Here is a 20,456-nt window from a genome sequence, read left to right on the forward strand (position 1 = left end):
TCGTGCCGAGCATGGTGCGATGCTAGGCGCATGCGCGCGCCTGCGCGAAGTCTCTTTGGTGCGAACGAAACCATACGATGGTTGTGGTGACAACGTATGCACCGGCGCGTATATCGATACTGGGACAGGACGTTCCCACGCGCGCAATGCGCCTTGGGCGCCCCTGGCTTTGCGGTTGAACCTAATGCGGAAACTGACATGGCAAGCCTGAATATCAATGGTGAGACGCGCAATGTCTCGGTCCCCGACGACATGCCGCTGCTTTGGGTACTGCGGGATGTAATGGGGCTGACAGGCACGAAGTTCGGTTGCGGCATTGCGCAATGCGGCGCGTGCACGGTGCAGATCGACGGGGTGGCCACGCGGTCCTGCGTGCTGCCGGTGGCGGCGGTGCAGGGGCGCAAGATCACGACGATCGAGGCCGTGGGCGCGACGCCCGCCGGCCGCAAGATCCAGAATGCCTGGCAGATGCTCGATGTGGTGCAGTGCGGCTACTGCCAGTCGGGACAGGTCGTCGCGGCGGCCGCGCTGTTGACGGCGAACCCGAATCCCTCGGACGAGGATATCGACGCGGCCATGGCGGGGAATATCTGCCGGTGCGGCACCTATGTCCGCATTCGCGCGGCGATCAAGCAGGCTGCCAACGAGGGCTGACATGTCGCCGAACCACAACAACACGTCCCCCGCCTCCCCAGAATCCATCAACCCTTCGCGCCGCACCTTCCTCAAAGCGGGCGTGATGCTGACCGCCGGTGCGGGCGGCGGCCTGCTGCTCGGCTTCAGCCTCCCGGCGACGGGCGGCCCGCCGCTGCGTGCCGGCGTCACGGACGAGCTCGTCAACGTCGCCTCGCCGCAGGGCGTGTTCGCGCCGAACGCGTTTATCCAGATCGGGACGGACGGCCAGGTCACGCTGATCATGCCCAAGGTCGAGATGGGGCAGGGCGTGTATACCGCGATCCCGATGCTGCTGGCCGAGGAACTCGAGGTGCCGCTGTCCCGCGTCGTGCTCGCCCACGCGCCCCCCGACGAGAAGCGCTTCTTCGATCCGCTGCTCGGTGGGCAGCTTACGGGCGGCTCCACCTCCATCCGCTATGCCTGGGATCCGATGCGGCAGGCTGGCGCGGTCGCGCGCACGCTGCTCGTCAACACGGCCGCCGCGCGCTGGCAGGTGGACCCTTCCACGTGCAAGGCCGAAGACGGCACGGTCGTGCATGCCGCCTCGAGCCGGCGCGTCGGGTATGGCGACCTGGTCGCCGACGCCGCGAAGCAGCCCGTGCCCAAGGAGGTCAAGCTCAAGAGCCCCGACCAGTTCCGCGTGATCGGCAAACCGCTGAAGCGGCTGGACGGGGTGCCCAAGGGCAACGGCACCGCGATTTTCGGTATCGACGTCATGCTGCCGGACATGCAGTACGCGATGATCGTCAACTGCCCGGTGTTCGGCGGCAAGGTCGCCAGCGTGGACGATTCCGTGACGAAGCAGGTGCCGGGCGTCAAACAGGTGGTCGTGCTCGACGATATCGTGGCCGTGGTCGGCGAACATACGTGGGCGGCCAGGCGCGGCGCCTCCGCGCTCAAGATCCGCTGGAACGACGGCCCCAACGGCAAGGTGAGCACGCGCGACCTGTTCAACGACATGAAGCGCGCGGCCAAGAAGCAGGGGGCGGTGGCAAAGTCGGTCGGCAATATCCGCGACGGCCTCGACAAGGCGGCCTCGCGCTTCAACGCCGAATACGAGCAGCCGTTCCTCGCCCACGCACCGATGGAGCCCGTCAACTGCACGCTGCACGTCAAGGCGGACAGCTGCGAGGTCTGGACCGGCACGCAGGTGCCGACCCGCGCCGTCGATGAGGTCAACCGGGCCACCGGGGTCCCCAAGGACAAGATCGTGCTGTACAACCATCTGCTCGGCGGCGGCTTCGGCCGGCGGCTGGAGGCGGACATGGTCTACAAGGCCGCGGCCGTGGCCAAGCGCGTGAACGGGCCGGTCAAGGTCATCTGGTCGCGCGAAGAGGACGTCCAGCACGATATCTATCGCCCGTGCTACTACGACGAGGTCGTCGTGGGCCTCGACGGCAAGGGCAAGCCCGTCGCCTGGTATCACAAGGTCATCGGCTCCTCGATCCTCGCGCGCTTCGCGCCCCCGCTCTTCAAGGACGGGATCGACGCGGACGCCGTGGAGGTGGTCACCGATCTGCCTTATGCGATCCCCACCCAGCAGATCGAATACATCCGCGAGGAGCCGCGGCATATCCCCACGGGATGGTGGCGCGGCGTCGGTCCCACGCGCGCGACGTTCGTGGTGGAAAGCCTGATCGACGAACTGGCCGTCCGCGCCAACGCCGATCCGGTGCAATACCGCCAGAGCCTGCTGGGGCAGACGCCCCGGGCGAAGAACGTGCTCGATATCGCGGCCAGGATGGCCAACTGGGGCAGCGCGCTGCCCAAGGGGTCGGGCCGCGGGGTGTCCGTGCTGCATGCGTTCGGCAGCTTTATGTGCATGGTCGCGGAAGTCACGGTGGACAAGGCCAACGAAGTGGCCGTCAAGCGCGTGGTCTGCGCCGTGGATGCGGGCATGCTCGTGAACCCCGAAACCGTGGAGGCACAGATGCAGGGCGGCATCATCTTCGGCATCACGGGTGCGTTGTGGGGCGAGATCACGATCGCCGACGGCAGGGTGCAGCAGACCAACTTCGCCGACTACCGCATGCTGCGCATCAACGAGACGCCGAAGATCGAGGTGCACCTCGTCAAAAGCACGGAGGCGCCCGGGGGAATCGGTGAGCCCGGCACCTCCGCCATCGGCGCGGCGCTGGCCAACGCGGTCTACGCCGCCACGGGCAAGCGCCTCCGGGCGCTGCCGCTGGTCCGGCAGTTGAAGACCCCGGCCAACAAGACCGCATAAGGGAGCCCGCCATGAACCGACTCCCTGTCTTCACCAAAGCGCGCGTACGCGATGCGGCCGTGACCGTCGCCCTGCATGTGGCGCCCGTTGCGGCCTTGTTTGCCGGCGCGCTGCTGACCGCGTCGATGGCGTCCGCGCAGACCGCCGCCCCGGGCGCGCAGGCCAACGCGGATCCCGCCATGATCAAGCGTGGCGAATACCTCGCCAAGGCCGGCGACTGCATCGCCTGCCATACCGCGCCGGGCGGCAAGCCGTTCGCCGGCGGCTTCAAGATGGTCACGCCCATGGGCGCGATCTACGCGACCAATATCACGCCGGACCCGGAAACCGGCATCGGCAAGTACACGGAGAAGGACTTCGACCGCGCGGTCCGCGAGGGCGTGGCCAAGGAGGGCCACACGCTGTATCCGGCCATGCCGTTCCCGTCCTATGCCAAGGTGCGGCAGGAGGACATCCAGGCCATGTATGCGTACTTCATGCATGGCGTCGCGCCCGTCAGGCAGCCTAATCTCAAGTCCGAGATCCCCTGGCCGCTGAACATGCGCTGGCCGCTCAAGTTCTGGAACATGGTCTTCCTCGACAAGACGGTGTACAAGGACGACCCCCAGAAGGATGCGGTCTGGAACCGCGGCGCCTACCTCGTGCAGGGGCTCGGCCACTGCGGGGCGTGCCATACCCCGCGTGGCGTCGGCTTCCAGGAAAAGGCGCTCAGCGAGAAGGGCAAGCCGTATCTGACCGGGGCCGTGGTCGAGCACTGGTTCGCATCGAACCTGACCGGCGACCCCAACGTCGGGCTGGGCCGGTGGTCGGAGCAGGATATCGTCCAGTTCATGGGCACGGGCGCGAACAAGCATGCGAGCGCGTTCGGCGGCATGGTCAGCGTGATCAACCACAGCCTGCAGGAGATGACGCCGCAAGACCTGACGGCGATGGCGCGGTACCTCAAGTCGCTGCCGGGCGTGGGCGGCAACGGTTCGCCGCCGTATGCGTACGATCCCGCCATCACCCAGACCTCGTTGCGCAAGCCGGCCGGCAATGCGGGGGCCAAGGTGTATGCGACGTACTGCATGTACTGCCATGGCGCCGACGGACGCGCGTTCTCTCCCTTGCTGTCGCCGCTGGCAGGCAATCCCAACGTGCTCGAGGGCAATCCCGTCTCGCTGATCAACGTCACGCTCAACGGGTCGGACGAGCTGATCATCAAGGGGATGCCGGCGCCTTATCCGATGCCGAAGTTCGCCGACGTGCTCAGCGATCGCGACATTGCCGATGTGCTGACGTTTATCCGGCAAGGCTGGAACAACAAGGCGGGGGCGGTTTCGGAGGCCGATGTGGCGAAGATCCGCAAGGCGACCGGGCAGGAGGCGGATTGACGTTGTTACCCGTGCCGCAAACGTTACGTAACGCGTAACGCCCCCGGCATGGGTTCGTCCGCTCTCGCCTGGGTCGGTTGAGAGGAAATGCCAGAACTTGCCTGTGCGTTGCATGGGGTTGGCGATATTTGACGAGGCGGGTCTGGCTGGCACGCGGGTTGCGCTCATGGCATGGGAACCCTCCCATGACATGAACCCGCAGCCACCATGACCCTCCGCCTCGACGACTCCCGCCCCCGCCGCGCCGTGATCACCTACGGCACGTTCGACCGGTTCGATCTGGCCCAGGCCCGGCAGCTCGAGCATATCTGCGAGATGGGGACCACGATCATCGTCGGCGTCTCCACCGACGAGCTGGCCGCGCGCAAGGGCGAGCGGCCGATCGCGCGCTATGCCGAACGCGCGGCGATGGTCCGCCATTTTCCCGGTGTGGACACCGTGATTCCCGAGACGGGCTGGGAGCAGCGCGTCATGGATCTGCTGGCCTACGACATCGACCTGCTCGTGGTCGGGTTCGGCTGCCGCTCGCGGTGCGATCATCTGGCCGATCTGTGCGAGGTCCGGTATCTCGACGGGAACGCCCGGGCGGTGGGCAACCGCGCGGGGGTCCCGTCCCGTCGGGAGGAGGCTGTGTCGATGGCGCTGCCAGTGCCGATGATGCTGACCACGTGGGAACCCTCGGACGCACTGCTCGCGCAATCGACGTCCAAGGCCGCCGCTAACCAGCCGCGCCTCGTCACGCGCGAGCGACTGGCCGCCGCCTACGCGGTCTGATCCGACCGATCGGTCTGCACTCCCCGCGCCGCGCGCGCTTCCGAGCTCCGCAAATGCGCGTACAGCAACGCCGCCACCGGCGTCAGCGGATGGCCCACGCGCGTCGCCAATAGCAGTTCACGCGTGGCCCACGTCTCGGCCAGCGGTCGTGCCGTAACGGTCTTCGCTTTCAGGAACGGTGTCACGCTGCCCTCCGGCAGCAGGCTCAGCCCGATGCCGGCCGCCACCATCAACACGAGCCCCTCGTAACTGCGCGCCTGAATCCGCAGCTTGAGCGGGCGGTCGAGCTTGCGCGCTTCCTCCACGAGCATTTCGCAGAGCGCCGAATCGCGGGGGAGGCCCACGTGGTCGTAGGCCAGCACATCGGCAAACCGTACCGCGTCCCGCGCGGATAGCGGATGCTCCCGCGGCATGACCGCGACCAGCCGGTCGCACCGAAAATGCTCGAGATTCAGCCCGTCGATCGCATGGGGCGACACCAGGATGCCCAGATCCGCGAGCCCCGGCAGCAGCGTGCGCTGGGTCTCGTCGCTCGTGCGTTCCTCGAGGTCGAGCTTGACGGTCGGATGCGCGGCGATAAAGCTCGCGAAATCCTGCGGCAGGAACTGTACGATGGAAGAAGTATTGGCCAGCAGCCGGACCTGCCCGCGCGCGCCGCTTCCGAAATCGCTGAGTGTGGTGTCGAGCCGGTCGAGCTCGGCCATCACGCGCCGCGCGTGGTCGAGCAGTTCGACGCCGGCCGGCGTCAGCGAGATGCCGCGGCGATGCCGGTCGATCAGGCTCACGCCGCATGCCTGTTCCATTTCCGAGATGCGCTTGCTCACGGCGGATGCGACGGTCGCCTCGCGCGCGGCGCCTGCCGCGATGGAGCCTTCCTCGGCCACTGCCACGAAGGCGCGAAGCGTTTGAATGTCGTAGCGCATGCGAGTGCCGGGACGGGGTCGGGTTGAGGGCGGGAAGCCCAGTATGCCGCAGGGCTCCGCTGCGTCACCATCGGGGAAGACCAGCTATCGGGCCGGCGGGAGCTCGGGCATCCGCACGCCCAGCCGCTCGCCGAGCACGATGATCTCCTCGATGACCTCCGATGGCATGTCGATGCCATCCCGCATCTGCCGGCGGTAGTGACGCGCTTCCATCTCGCCCGGCACGAAGATCTCTTCGACGCCCGGTGCGCGTCGCGACGACTTGAGGTATTCGATCTGCATGTCCATATTGCGCTTGAACTCGTCCGGGTCGATCAGGAAGTCGAGCCGGATGGCGCAGAACGAATGCCCCTTGTTCAGCGGTGTGAAGTCCTCGTAGACATCCTTCAGCGTCGGGCCGATGGCCGCGCCAGCGATCATCGAGGACAGCATGCCGATGACCACCGACAGGCCCGACCCCTTGTAGTCGCCCATGGTCCGCAGAAATCCCTGCGTCGCGGCGATCGGGTCCGTGGTGGGCACGCCATTGGCGTCGAGCGCCCATTCGGGCGGGATCGGCGACCCGGTCTTGGCCGCCATCATGATCTTGCCCTTGGCGACGACGCTCTGCGCCATGTCGAGCACCACGGGCTCGTGCGTGAGCGCGGGAAACGCGATGCTGAACGGGTTGTTGCCGATGCGCCGTTCCGCGCCGCCGTGCACGGGCATGAGGTTGCCGCCGCCGATGGACGAGCTGAAGCCGACCATATCCTTCGGCAGCGCCATCATCGAGTAGAACGCCGACGCGCCATAGTGGTTGCTGCCGCGCGCCGTGACGAAGGAAATACCATGCTCGCCCGCGAGATCGATGGCTTTGTCCATGGCCATTCTGGAGACGACCTGCCCGGCGGCGTTACGGCCGTCGAGCAGCGCCATCGCGCCCCGCTCGCGGATGAATTCGGGGCGGCCACGCGGATCGACCGCCTGTTTCTCTATCCGGTTGACATACAGCGGCACGCGCAGGCACCCGTGCGAATGCACGCCCCGCGCGTCCGCGACGACAAGCGTGTGCGCGGTGAAGTCGGCGTCGGCGGCCGACATGCCGACCGCCTCGAAAACCTGCGCCACCCAGTTCTGCAGCGTTTGCGGCGCAAGGTTGACGGTCTCGTTGAAGAAATAGTGTCCCAAGGGCGTGATTCCGGATGCGGGGTGGTTACTCGGGTTTGATGCCGGCCTCGCGCAGCAGCCTGGCCCAGTGCGCGGCATCCGCCTTCTGGAACGCGGCAAACTGGTCGGCGGTGCCACCGAGCACGTCGCCGCCCATGCTCTGGATCTTCTCGGCAACCTCGGGCCTGGCCAGAATCGCGTTGATATCGCGATTGAGCATCTCCACCTGCGCGCGCTGCATCTTCGCGGGACCCATGACGCCGAACCACTGGCTCATCTCGAACTTCGGCAGACCGGACTCGTCCATCGTGGGAACGTCGGGCAGCAGCGGGGAGCGCTTGAGGCTGGTAATGGCAATGCCGTGCAGCTTGCCGGCCTTGATGTGCTGGAGCACGTTGGGCGGCGATTCGAAGTTCAGGTCCACGCGGCCGCCGAGCAGGTCGGTCATGCCCTGGCTGCTGCCCTTGTACGGGACGTGGACCATCTCGGTATCGGTGGCGCGCATGAACTGCACGGCGGCCAGATGCTGGGCGGTGCCGATACCCGACGACGCGTAGGTGACCTTGCCCGGATGCTTGCGCAGATATTCGATCAGGTCCTTGAGCGTACGCGCCTGAATCGACGGTCCAACGGTCAGTATCACGGGGGTGGAGGCCACGCGCGCGATCGGCGTCAGGTCGCGGATCGGATCGTACGAGAGCCTGGCCATCATCGCCGGCGCGACCGATACCCCCGCGAAATGCCCCATCAGCAGCGTGTAGCCATCGGGCTCGGCCTTGGTGACGATCTGCGTGCCGATGGTCGTGGAGGCGCCCGCGCGGTTGTCGATGACCACGGGCTGGCCAAGTTTCTCCGACAACTGCTGGCCGACGAGGCGCCCGAGCACGTCGGTAAACCCGCCCGGGGCCGAGCCGACGACCATGGTGACCGGCTTGTCCGGATACTTCTGCGCGAATGCGCGCGGGGCGGGCAGGGCGGTCAGGGCGGTCAGCGCCACGGCCGGTACCAGCCCGGCCAGCGCCCGTCGCGAAGCCGAGAACGTCATGAGGTGTGTCTCCGTCTAGTTTTGATAAACCGTCGGAGGCACTCTATCGACCGTGGACTAACGCCAGTAGTGGTCTTTGGGGAGTGTGCCATCGCCATTCGCGATGGCTGAGCCGCGGACTCACGGCTCCATCAGCTTCTCCTTGACGATCGGCAGCTCGCGAATCCGCACCCCCGTCGCGTGATACACGGCGTTGGCAACGGCCGCGGCCAGGCCCGTAATGCCGATCTCCCCGATGCCGCGCGCGCCGAACTCGTTGAATTCGAGATCGGGGTAATCGAGCAGGATCACGTTGATATCGGGCTGGTCCGCATGTACGGGCACCGCATACTCGGCGTAGTTGTTGTTACCCGGCATGCCATTGCGTTCGTCGTATTCGGTGGCCTCGAACAGCGCCATGCCGATGCCCATGACGATCGCACCCTCGACCTGATTTCGCGCGGTCACGGGATGGATCACGCGCCCCACGTCGATCACGCTGACCACGCGCGACACGTGCAGCCGCGAGATGCCCGGGTCCCAGCGCACCTCGACGAAATGCGCGCCGAAGGACATGAACGCCACCTTGTCGGTCGGCGTGCCGCCCGTGTGCGCAAAGCCCTCGGCGCTCGCGTAGCGCCGCCCCGTAAGGATCTCGCCATGGTCGGCGGAGCGCTTGCCATCGGTCAGCTTGCCGTCCTGCATGCGCAGCGCCGCGGGTTTGGCGCCCGCGAACGGCGCGCCTTCCTCGGTGGCGTACTTGCAGAGCTCGCCGATCGCCTGCCGCGTGGCCTCGGCCACGGCCGGCAGCACGCTCGCGGTGGCCCACGAGCCGCCGGCCACCGGGGCGGCCGGTGCCGACGAATCGCCGATGCGCACATCGATCTTGTCGAAGGGGAGGCCCGTCAGTTCGCTGATGGTCTGCGCGACGATCGTATACATGCCCGTGCCGATATCCTGGACCGCGCACGACACCAGTGCCGTGCCATCGTTGCGCAGCAGGACGCGCGCCTCGGCCGGCGTGCGCCACGCATCCCAGTTGCAGCCCGCCATGCCGTAGCCGATGTATTCGGTGCCCTCGCGCATCGAACCGGGACGCGGATCGCGCGCGGCCCAGCCGAACTCGCGCGCGCCCGTCTCGATGGCTTCGCGCAGATGGTTGCTGGACCAGGGCAGGTCCTGGCTCTCGTCGCGCGTGGAGATATTGAGCAGCCGGAACTGCACCGGATCCATCTTGCAGGCCAGCGCGAGCTCGTCGACAGCCGATTCGAGCGCGAACAGTCCCGGCGCCGCGCCCGGCGCCCGCATCGACGTCGGTGCCCCGCGATGGACGTTGGTCGTATGGTGCGTCACCGTGACATTGGCGCAGCCGTAGGCGCTCTGCGTCATGCTTCCGCATGTCTCCACGTACTGGTCGACGAACGACGTGGTGTTGACCGATTCGTGCCGCATCGACGTGAGCTTGCCGTCCTTGCCCGCCGACAGCCGCAAATGCTGGCGCGTTTCGGGGCGTTGGCCGGTGGTGGAGAACATCGCCATGCGCGGCACGACGAGCTTGACCGGACGGCCCGTCACCTGCGCTGCCGCGCTGGCGGCAACGGAATGCGGCCACAGGAACAGCTTGGAGCCGAATCCCGAACCGAGAAACGCGCAATCCACGGTGACCTGCTCCGGCAGCAGCCCAAAGATCTGGGCGAGCGTGTTGCGATGGCCGGTGGCGCCTTGCGTGGCTTCATGGACGTACAGGTGGCCGTCGTCCCACCACGCCACCGTCGCGTGCAGTTCCATCGGGTTGTGCGCTTCCACGGGCGTGCGGTACACCGCGTCGATGCGCACCGGCGAGGCATCGAAGGCCGCCGCCGCATCGCCGCGCGTGTGGCCCGCGCCGGCATCCCGCAGCCCGTTGTTCTCGACGCCATGCTCGAGGTCGAACACCGCCGTCGCGGTTTCATAGGTGGCGCGCACGCGGTAGGCCGCCTCGCGGGCATGCTCGAACGTGTCGGCCACGACGAGCGCGATCATCTGCACGCCGTAATGGATCGTTTCATCCTCGAAAGGCAGGCGGTGCTCGTCGGTGATGGCCGAGGTCAGGATCGTCGCCACGGAAATCGGGACCTTCGGTGCGCGGTACAGGCGCGGAAAGTTGCCGTGATGCAGGATGTCGACCACGCCGGGCACGCGCCGGGCGTCGTCGAGGTCCAGCCCGGCAAGGCGGCCGGCGGCCACCGTGCTGTACACGCCGTGGGCATGCAGCATGCCGGGCCTTGCATGGTCGGCGGTGTAGCGCGCGGCACCGGTCAGCTTGAGCCGTCCATCGATGCGCCGCGGGGAGGTGCCGATGGCAGTGGGGTTCACGCTGGTCATGATGGGCTCCCGAGCAGCTTCGACAGGTTGCGCATGACGGCCTGCTGCCCGAGCCGGATCTTGAAGCCGTTCTGCCCATAGGACTTCGCGCCCGTCATCGCGGCCGCGGCGGCCTTCGACAGCAGCGCCTCGGAGACAGGCTGTCCGCGGAGCGCGGCTTCCGCCTCGGGCGCGCGCCATGGTCGCGTGGAGACGCCGCCGAGCGCGATGCGCGCTTCCCGGATGGTATTGCCATCCATCGCCAGGATGACCGCGCTCGATGCCAGCGAGAACTGGTAGGACGTGCGGTCGCGCAGCTTGAGGTAGGCCGACCGGCTGCCGGCTATCGGTGCATCGAGCGTGACGTGCGTGATCAGCTCGTTCTCGTCCAGCGCGGTTTCCTTCCAGGGCGTATCGCCGGGCAGCAGGTGGAAGCCTTCGAAGGGCAGGTCGCGCTTGCCGTTCGGCCCCTGTGCATGGATGGTCGCGCCGATGGCGATCATGGCCACGCACATGTCCGACGGATGCGTCGCGATGCAATGCTCGCTGCCGCCCAGCACCGCGTGCACATTGCGATTGAGCCCGTCGACGGCGGAACAGCCCGCGCCGGGCTCGCGCTTGTTGCAAGGCGATACGCCATCGCGGAAGTAGCCGCAGCGCACGCGCTGCATGATGTTGCCCGCCGTCGTGGCCTTGTTGCGCAGCTGCGTGCTGGCGCCGGACAAGATCGCCTGGGACAGCGACGGATAGTGCTCGACGATATGCGGATGCCGTGCGAGCTCGGTATTGGTGACCATCGCGCCGATGCGCACGCGGCCGTCGTCGAGGACCTCGACGCGGTCGAGCCCGACGCGGTGGATGTCGATGACCTGCACGGGCCGCATGACATCGAGCTTCATCAGGTCCAGCAGCATGGTGCCGCCGGCGAGGAAGACGGTTTCGACCGAATTGGCGCTCTGGGCGTGCAAGGCGATGGCCTGGTCGATATCGGCCGCGCGCGTGTATTGGAAGTTTCGCATCAGGCCTGGCTCCCGGGCTCGGTGGCGCACTGCGCGCGCGCGTCCTCGCGCGCGTCCTGGATGGCCGCCACGATGTTCTTGTAGGTGCCGCAGCGGCAGATGTTCCCGCTCATGGCCTCGCGCACGGACGCGTCGTCGGCGGGAATGCGCGCGTCGCGCAGGATGCAGACCGCGCTCATCATCTGCCCGGCCGTACAGTAGCCGCACTGGTAGGCATCGTGATTCCAGAACGCTTCCTGCACGGGGTGCAGCGCACCATCCGCTGCCGCCAGCCCCTCGACGGTCGTGATGCGGTCGCCGTCGTGCATCACGGACAACGACAGGCACGCGTTGACCGACACGCCGTTGACGTGGATCGTGCAGGCGCCGCACTGCCCGTGGTCGCAACCTTTCTTGGTGCCCGTCAGCCGGAGCTCGTCACGCAACGTGTCGAGCAGGATCGCATTGGCCGGAACGGTCAGGCGATGGGTGACACCGTTGACGGTGAGTGCAATGGACATGCCGTCACCCGCCGCTCCGGTGGTGGTGGAGTGGGTCATCTTCCCTCCTGCTAAAGGTGGGGAAACGCTATGCGTGGGAACAGATCTATGTTGGTGTCATCTGCGATGGCGCGCGGTTGGCGCGCAGTGCCCGGTGTTCGTGAGGGGTGCCCGGTTCTTCTGCCGTCGCGCTATAACTGTTGGTCAGAAATCCGAGTTTGGCAAGAAACGCACGAAAGATCGCGCGCGAGAGAGGTGACGAAAAAGGAGCGGTGCCCGGTCGGTGGCAGGCGTTGCCGCTGCCACCGTCACCAGAACCACGAGATTCCTCTTGTCGTATTCGCCCGGTTTTTGCCACCGGGGTCTAAGCCTATCGGTCGGCCGGCGGATGGAGAATGGCCTTCGGAATGAGCGCGATCAGCACGCAACTGACCAGCAGGCACGCGCCGAGCGCATAGGTACCGTTGTTGATGTTCCCCGTCATCTCCTTGGCCACGCCGGTGATCATCGAACCGGTGAAGCCGGACAGGTTACCCACCGAGTTGATCAGCGCGATGCCGGCCGCTGCGGCGGTACCCGACAGGATCTGGCCCGGGAACGTCCAGTAGATCGGCATCAGCGACAGGATGCCGCAAGTGGCGATGGTCAGCAGCACGATCGACAGCGCCACATGCTGTGCGAACGCCGCGCTCAGGATCAGTCCGACGCCCCCGATGAACGCGGGTACGGCGGCGTGCCAGCGGCGCTCTCCGGTCTTGCGCGAGTGCGATGCGTTCCAGACCATCGCAAAGATCGCGGTCAGGTAGGGAATGGCGGTCAGCAGCCCGATATGCATGGGGCTCTGGACGCCCGATGCGCGGATGATCGACGGCAGCCAGAATGCGAGGCCGTAGAAGCCGGTGTTGAACGTCAGCAGGATGAACGTCAGCAGCCAGACGCGCGGGCTGCGCAGCGCAGCGCTCACGCTGTGCGACTTGTGCGCGGCCTCGCGCTCCAGATTGCGCGAGAGCACGGCCTTTTCATGAGCGGAGAGCCAGTTGGCCTTCTGCGGACCGTCTCCCATGAAGGCCAGCACGATAAACGCGACGACCACGGAAGGCAGGCCTTCGAGCAGCAGCATCCATTGCCAGCCGCTCATGCCGGACAGGCCGTGTGTCTGTTCCATCAGCCAGCCAGAGACCACGCTGCCCAACGTCAGGCTCAGCGGAATCGCGACCAGGAAGCCGGACATGGCCACACTCTGGCGGCGCGCCGGGAACCAGTAGTTCATGTACAGGATCACGCCGGGGAAGAAGCCGGCTTCGCAGATGCCCAGCAGAAAGCGGAGCGCGTAGAACATCGTTGATGTCTGCACGTGGAAGAACCCGGCCAGCGGCTGGACAAAGGCCATCGACGACGACACGATGCCCCACGTGATCATGATCCGTGCGATCCAGAAGCGCGCGCCATAGCGATGCAGCAGCAGGTTGCTGGGCATCTCGAACAGGAAGTAGCCCCAGAAGAAGATGCTTGCGCCGAGCGCGTAGACGCTGTCGCTCAGATGCAGGTCGTCCAGCATCTGCAGCTTCGCGAAGCCCACGTTGACGCGGTCGAGGTAGGCAACCACGTAGCACAGCAGCAGTAGCGGGAGGATGCGCCGCATGACCTTGCGGTAGAGCGCGTCTTCCGACGCGTCCGCCGCGGCCGGCAGGGCGGCGGTCTGGGTGATGGTTGGCATCGGTGTCTCCTTTTTCGTTATGTCTTTTGTGTGCGGCGGGATTCTACGGCCGAATTCGGTTGCCGTAGTTACCGATAACATTTCGGTATCCAAAAAAACGCCGACGGGGCGGCGAGGCAACCGGCTATCGCGGGACGAATCTCGTCGGACGAATTAGTTACCGGTAACAAAAACTAAGGTAGCACGCGGGGTCGCTGCGCTTCAAGCCCCTTTATCCAAGGAGTTTCCCTAGTGCCGGCCCGCCGTTGCCCCACAGGCCGCGCGGGCAGGGCGGGGCGGTATCATGTGGGCTTTACCGCCTTCCCCGCTCGCGAACCCGATGACCAGCTCCAACGCATCCCGGCATGCCGGCCCCCCTCGCATGTCCGACGTCGCCCGTGTGGCGGGGGTGTCCAAGATGACGGTATCCCGCGTGCTGGCGGGGCACCGCGTCGCCGACAAGACGCGCGAGCGGGTTCGCCAGGCCATCGACAAGCTTGGCTACGTGGCCGATGCCGCGGCGGGCGCGCTGTCGTCGGGACGTTCGGAGTTCGTCGCCGTGCTCGTGCCGTCGCTGTCCAGTTCCAACTTCTCCGATACCGTGCGCGGACTCACGACAGTGCTGGAACCCCACGGTCTGCAACTGCTGCTTGGGGACACCGACTACGAACTCGACCGGGAAGAGCGGCTCGTGCGTTCGTTGCTGCGCCATCAGCCCCGCTGCATCGCACTGACCGGGGCGCAACACACGGACGCCACGCGCAAGCTGCTCGAACGGTCGGGTATCCCGGTGGTGGAGATGTGGGATCTGCCGACGAATCCGATCGATACCGCGGTGGGCTTTTCCAACGTCCGCGCGGCGCGCGCGATGGTCCGTCACCTCGCCGAACGCGGCTATCAGCGTATCGGATTCCTCGGCGGCGCCAGCGCGCTGGACACGCGCGGGCTGGACCGCCTCAAGGGCTACCGCGCGGAGATCAAGGCCCTGGGACTGGGCGAGCCACGCGTCGTGCGCCTCGGCGATTCGCCCATTACCATGAGCCACGGCGCGCCCGCCATGGCGGCACTGCTCGCGCAGTGGCCCGACACCGACGCCGTCATGTGCGTCAGCGATATGTCGGCCTTCGGCGCGATCATGGAATGCCACCGTCGCGGCCTGTCCGTGCCTGGCGACATGGCCGTGGCGGGCTTCGGCAACTTCGAGGTGGCTGAGTGCTGCCATCCGCGCATTACGTCGGTCTCGGTCGATCCCTACGGCATCGGCCTGCGCACGGGCGAGGCGCTGCTCGCCGCGCTCGAGGCCCGCGACGCGGGTACGGAGGCGGCGTCGCAGAGCATTCGCATCGAGTTCGAGATCGTGGCACGCGAGAGCGCCTGATCACTCGGCGGCCCGTCTCCGCGTTACCGATAACAAGTTTTGCTTTCCCACGCGGAAATCTCCGTGCTACCATCCAAAAAAAAAGTTACCGGTAACTATTCCGAATGCGGAATCGGCCGGAACGCACGAGATATCAGTCAGGAGACAGCAACATGCCGGACACCCCACGCCGCCTGCGCAGCCAGGAATGGTTCGACGACCCGTCGCATGCGGACATGACCGCGCTATACGTCGAACGCTTCATGAACTACGGCCTGACGCGCGAGGAACTGCAATCGGGCAGGCCCATCATCGGCATCGCGCAAACGGGCAGCGACCTCGCGCCGTGCAACCGTCACCATATCGAGCTGGCCGAGCGCACCAAGGCCGGCATTCGCGACGCGGGCGGTATTCCGATGGAATTTCCGGTCCACCCGCTGGCGGAGCAGAGCCGTCGCCCGACCGCCGCGCTCGACCGCAATCTCGCCTATCTCGGACTCGTGGAAGTGCTGCACGGCTTTCCGCTCGATGGCGTGGTGCTGACCACGGGCTGCGACAAGACGACCCCCGCATGCCTGATGGCCGCCGCCACGGTCGATATGCCCGCCATCGTGCTGTCCGGCGGACCCATGCTCGATGGATGGCACGAAGGCAAACGCGTCGGCTCGGGCACGGTCATCTGGCACGCGCGCAACTTGCTCGCCGCGGGCGATATCGACTACGAAGGGTTCATGGCGCTGACCACGGCGTCGTCGCCGTCCATCGGCCATTGCAATACCATGGGCACGGCGCTATCGATGAACAGCCTCGCGGAGGCGCTCGGCATGTCGTTGCCCGGCTGCGCGAGCATTCCGGCTGCCTATCGCGAGCGTGGGCAAATGGCGTACGCCACGGGCAAGCGCGCCGTCGATCTCGTGCGCGAGGACTTGCGGCCGTCCAAGATCATGACGCGCGCCGCGTTCGAGAATGCCATCGCGGTCGCTTCCGCGCTCGGCGCATCGAGCAACTGCCCGCCGCACCTGATCGCGATCGCACGGCATATGGGCGTGGAACTGAGTCTCGAGGACTGGCAGCGTTTCGGAGAGAAGGTACCGCTACTCGTCAACTGCATGCCGGCCGGCGAGTATCTGGGCGAGAGCTTCCACCGCGCGGGCGGCGTGCCGGCCGTGCTGCGCCAGCTCGATGCGGCCGGTCTGCTGCGCCGCAACTGCATGACGGTGTCGGGCCAGCGTCTCGGCGATATCGCGGACAAGGCGCCCGAGGCCGACCGCGACGTCATTCGCACGGCCGAGGAACCGCTCAAGCACGGTGCGGGATTCATCGTGCTGTCGGGCAACTTCTTCGACAGCGCGATCATGAAGATGTCGGTCGTGGGCGAAGCGTTCCGCAGCACGTACCTGAGCGAGCCTGGGGCAGAGAACACGTTCGAGGCCCGCGCCATCGTGTTCGATGGCCCCGAGGACTACCATGCACGCATCAACGATCCCGCGCTCGCGATCGACGAGCGATGCATCCTCGTGATTCGCGGCTGCGGCACGGTGGGATATCCGGGCAGCTCCGAAGTCGTCAATATGGCGCCACCGGCCGAGCTCGTGCGGCAGGGCATTACCTCGCTGCCCTGCATGGGCGACGGCCGCCAAAGCGGCACGTCGGCCAGCCCGTCCATTCTCAATATGTCGCCGGAAGCCGCCGTCGGCGGCGGTCTGGCCCTGCTGCGTACGAACGACCGGATCCGGGTCAACCTCAACGATCGCAGCGTCAACGTGCTCGTGGATGCGGACGAACTCGAACGCCGCCGCGAGACCGCGACCTTCACGGTGCCGCCGGCGCAGACGCCATGGCAGGAGCTCTATCGGCAGACGGTGGGCCAGCTGTCCACGGGCGGATGCCTCGAGCCCGCCACGCTGTACCTGAAGGTGATCGAGCAACGCGGCAACCCGCGCCACTCGCATTGATGCGGACCGTCAACCCCTAATCGATCTGACCGAGCTGACCATGGATACCCTCAACGTTTCTGACTGCCTGCCACAGGATCTTGCCCAGGCGCTGCTCGTCGGCCGCGTCTGGCGCGACGACGTTGCGCACCCCGGGCCCAGCGTCGTTGCCGTGCGCAACGGCGAAGTCTTCGATATCACGCGCGAAGCCCCGACCACCGCCGATCTGTTCGATCGTCCCGATGCCGTCGCCATCGCCCGCCACGCGCCCGGCGAATCGCTCGGCCGCGTGGAGGCGCTGCTCCAGCATGCGCTGGACGGCGGCAAGGCACGCCACGCGCTGCTGGCCCCCTGCGATGTGCAGGCCATCAAGGCGTGCGGCGTGACGTTCGCGGTCAGCCTGATCGAGCGGGTCATCGAGGAGCAGGCCGGCGGCGATCCGGCCAGGGCGCGGGACGTGCGCGAGACGATCGCCGCCACCATCGGCACGGATCTGTCGAAGATCGTCCCGGGTTCGGAGCCGGCGCAGCGTCTGAAGGCGGAACTGGAACGGCGCGGCGCGTGGTCGCAGTACATGGAGGTTGGCATCGGTCCCGACGCCGAGGTGTTCTCGAAATCGCAACCGATGTCGTCCGTCGGCTTCGGTGCCGATGTCGGGCTGCTACCCGTCTCCGTCTGGAACAACCCCGAGCCGGAGATCGTGCTCGCGGTCAACAGCGCCGGCGCGATCGTGGGCGCGACGCTGGGCAACGATGTCAACCTGCGCGATATCGAGGGCCGTTCCGCGTTGCTGCTGGGCAAGTGCAAGGACAACAATGCCTCCTGCGCGATCGGTCCGTTCGTGCGGCTGTTCGACGACGCCTTTTCGCTCGACAGCGTGCGCGCGGCCAGCCTGTCGCTGCGCGTGGAGGGCGACGACGATGGCTTCGTGCTGGACGGCATCAGCCATATGCGCGAGATCAGCCGCGATCCGGCCGATCTGGTCGGGCAGACCTTCGGCGCGCACCATCAGTATCCGGACGGCTTCATGCTCTTCCTCGGCACGATGTTCTCGCCGATCCAGGATCGCGACGCGCCGGGCGCGGGCTTTACCCACCATCTGGGTGACCGCGTCACCATTGCGACGCCGTTGCTCGGCGCGCTGGTGAACACGGTCCGCCCGTGCACGGAAATCGCGCCATGGACGTACGGCGTGCGGGCGCTCTACGGCAATCTCGCGGCGCGCGGGCTGCTGGGCGGCGAGTGAATCGACAACGTCAGGCCAGCACGAACGGCGTTTGCCGCTGCCGTTTTCCGGTGAGCCGGAATACCGCGTTGGCGACCGCCGGTGCCAGCGGCGGCACGCCGGGTTCGCCGAGGCCGGCCGGCGGATCCTCCGACGGCACGAAGAAGACGTCGATCGGGGGCGCGTCCGGCATGCGGGGCGGCGGGTAGTCGGGGAAGTTGCTGTTCTTCACGACGCCGTTCTCCATCTCGATGGCGAATCCGGGGCGGATCATCGATAGCCCGAAGATGCACGCACCCTGTACCTGCGCTTCGGCGGTCAACGGGTTGACCACGCGATTGCAGTGCACGCCAGCCGTGACGCGGTGCACGCGTGCTTCGCCCTTGACCACCGATACGTCGACCACATAGGCCACCACCGTGCCGAACGATTCGTGCACGGCCACCCCCCACGCATGCCCCTTGGGCAGCTTGCGCTTGCCATAACCGGACCGGTCCACGGCCAGCTGCAGCGCGTCCCGATGGCGCGCGTGATGGGTGGGGTCGAGTCTCGCCATGCGCCACGCCACGGGATCCTGCTTCGCGGCGGTGGCCATTTCGTCGATCAGCGTCTCCTTGACGAACGCGGTATGCGTGTTGCCCACGGAGCGCCACCAGAGGACGGCCACATCGGTCTTCGGGTGATGGGCGCTGACCTGCATCGGCAGCCCATACTCGTTCTCGACGATGCCTTCGGTCATGGTTGAATCGACGCCGTTCTTCACCAGAAACGGTTCGAACGGCGTGCCGATGATGATGGACTGGCCCACGATCGCATGCTGCCAGCCCAAGACCTGGCCCTTTGCATCGAAACCGATCCGCGCGCGATGCACGTGCAGGGGGCGGTAGTAACCGCCCTTGATATCGTCCTCGCGGCTCCACATGACCTTGAGCGGTTCCGCATGGCCCCTGGCGATCCATGCCCGCAGCACGCCGGCCGACTCCACCAGATAGTCGGACGTGGGTACCGCGCGGCGTCCGAAGCCGCCACCCGCCATCATCGTGTACAGCGTGACCTTCTCGGTCGGGAGCGCTAGTGTCCGCGCGATGGCGGCCTGATCGACGGTCTGGAACTGGGAGCCGACCCAGACCTTGACGCCGGTTGCCTTGTTGCCGCTGATTTCCGCCTGCATCGTGCAGTTGAGCGGCTCCATCGGGGCGTGCGCCAGATAGGGCAGCCGGTATTCGGCGTCGATGACCCGGCTCGCCCCCTTGATGGCGGCGTCGATATCGCCGTGCGCCGATGCCAGCGCCACCATCCCCGGCTGCGTGGCAAGCTTGCCGTACTCCTCGTACAGCGCCTTCGTGCCGGCGCGCGAGCCTGCATCTTCCCAGTCGATCTGCAACGCATCGCGGCCTTGCTTCGCGGGCCAGTAACCGTCGGCAACGACGGCGATGCCGGTGCCGTCACGGTCCACGGGCACCAGCATCACCTCGCGCACGCCCTTGATGGCCAGCGCCTTGTCGGCGTTGAAGGTCTTCACCTTGCCACCGAAGCGCGGCGGATGCGCGACGACCGCCACCACCATGTCCTTGAGCCGCGTATCGATGCCGAACACGGGGTCGCCATGCAGTTTCGATGCGGCGTCGAGTCGCGGCGTGGGCTTGCCGATGATGCGGAACTGCGACGGGTCCTTCAGGGTCACCGTCGCGGGGATGGGCAGCGCCATCGCGGCGTGGGCAAGCTCGCCATACGTGGCCCGCTGCGATCCCGCCGTGACCACGCCTTGCTGCGCCGTGCATGCGGACGGGTCCACGTTCCACTGCTTCGCGGCAGCCGCCACGAGCATTGCGCGCGCGCGGGCGCCGAGTTCGCGGTACTGACCGAACGAGTTCCTGAGCGCCGTCGACCCGCCTGTCATCTGAATGCCGAAACCCGGATCGCGATAGGCATCGCCGGCCGGCGCCAGCACGGACCGCACGCTCGCCCAGGGCACGTCGAGTTCGTCGGCAAGCACCATCGGCAGCGCCGTATGCACGCCTTGCCCGAACTCCAGCCGGTTGACCGCGATCGTGACGGTGTTGTCCGGCGCGATGACGACGAAGGCCTGAGGAGGCGAGGGCGCTTTCGGGGCACCCCCGTTGTCCGCGTTGGCCATCTCCGGCAATCCGGCGAGGCCGAGCGCGAAGCCGCCGCCCGCCAGGCCGGCGATCTTGAGAAAGCGCCGTCGCGAGAGCGGCGCGACGCCGGCCGTCGCCTCGAATCCTTGTAGACGCATGATC

The 20,456-nt window shown here is 66.8% G+C and carries 15 protein-coding genes; 7 read left to right on the forward strand and 8 right to left on the reverse strand.

All coding sequences use genetic code 11. The features are described from left to right. The first annotated feature begins 198 nt into the window (after positions 1-198). From FOB72_RS19490 to FOB72_RS19505, 4 genes are all read left to right on the forward strand, one after another. Positions 199-654 carry a (2Fe-2S)-binding protein gene (locus FOB72_RS19490; protein ID WP_150374389.1) on the forward strand — a complete coding sequence of 152 codons (456 nt, stop codon included), beginning with the start codon at positions 199-201 and terminating at the stop codon, positions 652-654. Position 655: 1 nt separating this feature from the next. After that, positions 656-2,902, forward strand: coding sequence for a xanthine dehydrogenase family protein molybdopterin-binding subunit (locus FOB72_RS19495; RefSeq protein ID WP_150374390.1), 2,247 nt, complete (start codon positions 656-658; stop codon positions 2,900-2,902). A gap of 125 nt (positions 2,903-3,027) precedes the next feature. Continuing rightward, complete coding sequence (locus tag FOB72_RS19500) at positions 3,028-4,275, forward strand: c-type cytochrome (protein WP_191002408.1); 1,248 nt, start codon at positions 3,028-3,030, stop codon at positions 4,273-4,275. Between the two features lie 207 nt (positions 4,276-4,482). After that, positions 4,483-5,049, forward strand: a complete 567-nt coding sequence (locus FOB72_RS19505) for a hypothetical protein (RefSeq protein ID WP_150374392.1) — start codon at positions 4,483-4,485, stop codon at positions 5,047-5,049. Here FOB72_RS19505 and FOB72_RS19510 read toward each other — a convergent pair. The 7 genes from FOB72_RS19510 to FOB72_RS19540 all read right to left on the reverse strand — a co-directional run bounded on the left by FOB72_RS19510 (position 5,037) and on the right by FOB72_RS19540 (position 13,700). Next, entirely contained in the window at positions 5,037-5,972 is a 936-nt protein-coding gene (locus tag FOB72_RS19510) for a LysR substrate-binding domain-containing protein (protein WP_150374393.1), read from the reverse strand. The genes FOB72_RS19505 and FOB72_RS19510 overlap by 13 nt on opposite strands. A gap of 84 nt (positions 5,973-6,056) precedes the next feature. Further along, on the reverse strand, positions 6,057-7,139 hold the full coding sequence (locus tag FOB72_RS19515; protein WP_191002348.1) for an Ldh family oxidoreductase: 1,083 nt from the start codon (positions 7,137-7,139) through the stop codon (positions 6,057-6,059). Positions 7,140-7,164: 25 nt separating this feature from the next. Continuing rightward, positions 7,165-8,163 carry a Bug family tripartite tricarboxylate transporter substrate binding protein gene (locus tag FOB72_RS19520; protein ID WP_150374395.1) on the reverse strand — a complete coding sequence of 333 codons (999 nt, stop codon included), beginning with the start codon at positions 8,161-8,163 and terminating at the stop codon, positions 7,165-7,167. A 120-nt stretch (positions 8,164-8,283) separates the two neighbouring features. Beyond that, entirely contained in the window at positions 8,284-10,506 is a 2,223-nt protein-coding gene (locus FOB72_RS19525) for a xanthine dehydrogenase family protein molybdopterin-binding subunit (protein WP_150374396.1), read from the reverse strand. Next, positions 10,503-11,504 (reverse strand): FAD binding domain-containing protein, encoded by a 1,002-nt coding sequence (locus FOB72_RS19530; RefSeq protein WP_150374397.1) that lies wholly within the window; start codon positions 11,502-11,504, stop codon positions 10,503-10,505. The genes FOB72_RS19525 and FOB72_RS19530 overlap by 4 nt, the downstream gene beginning before the upstream one ends. Next, entirely contained in the window at positions 11,504-12,043 is a 540-nt protein-coding gene (locus FOB72_RS19535; protein WP_150374398.1) for a (2Fe-2S)-binding protein, read from the reverse strand. The genes FOB72_RS19530 and FOB72_RS19535 overlap by 1 nt, the downstream gene beginning before the upstream one ends. 310 nt (positions 12,044-12,353) lie before the next feature. Next, positions 12,354-13,700 (reverse strand): MFS transporter, encoded by a 1,347-nt coding sequence (locus FOB72_RS19540; protein ID WP_150374399.1) that lies wholly within the window; start codon positions 13,698-13,700, stop codon positions 12,354-12,356. A 319-nt stretch (positions 13,701-14,019) separates the two neighbouring features. Here FOB72_RS19540 and FOB72_RS19545 point away from each other — a divergent pair, with 319 nt between their 5' ends. The 3 genes from FOB72_RS19545 (at position 14,020) to FOB72_RS19555 (ending at position 18,216) form a co-directional block, all read left to right on the forward strand. Continuing rightward, entirely contained in the window at positions 14,020-15,057 is a 1,038-nt protein-coding gene (locus tag FOB72_RS19545; RefSeq protein ID WP_411859866.1) for a LacI family DNA-binding transcriptional regulator, read from the forward strand. Between the two features lie 152 nt (positions 15,058-15,209). Continuing rightward, positions 15,210-16,991 carry an IlvD/Edd family dehydratase gene (locus FOB72_RS19550; protein ID WP_150374401.1) on the forward strand — a complete coding sequence of 594 codons (1,782 nt, stop codon included), beginning with the start codon at positions 15,210-15,212 and terminating at the stop codon, positions 16,989-16,991. A gap of 40 nt (positions 16,992-17,031) precedes the next feature. Next, positions 17,032-18,216 carry a fumarylacetoacetate hydrolase family protein gene (locus FOB72_RS19555; protein WP_150374402.1) on the forward strand — a complete coding sequence of 395 codons (1,185 nt, stop codon included), beginning with the start codon at positions 17,032-17,034 and terminating at the stop codon, positions 18,214-18,216. A 10-nt stretch (positions 18,217-18,226) separates the two neighbouring features. On the opposite strand, the gene FOB72_RS19560 is transcribed toward FOB72_RS19555, so the two are convergent. Continuing rightward, on the reverse strand, positions 18,227-20,452 hold the full coding sequence (locus FOB72_RS19560; RefSeq protein ID WP_150374403.1) for a xanthine dehydrogenase family protein molybdopterin-binding subunit: 2,226 nt from the start codon (positions 20,450-20,452) through the stop codon (positions 18,227-18,229). Positions 20,453-20,456 lie beyond the last annotated feature (4 nt).

It is taken from the genome of Cupriavidus pauculus (genome assembly GCF_008693385.1).
GTDB lineage: Bacteria > Pseudomonadota > Gammaproteobacteria > Burkholderiales > Burkholderiaceae > Cupriavidus > Cupriavidus pauculus_D.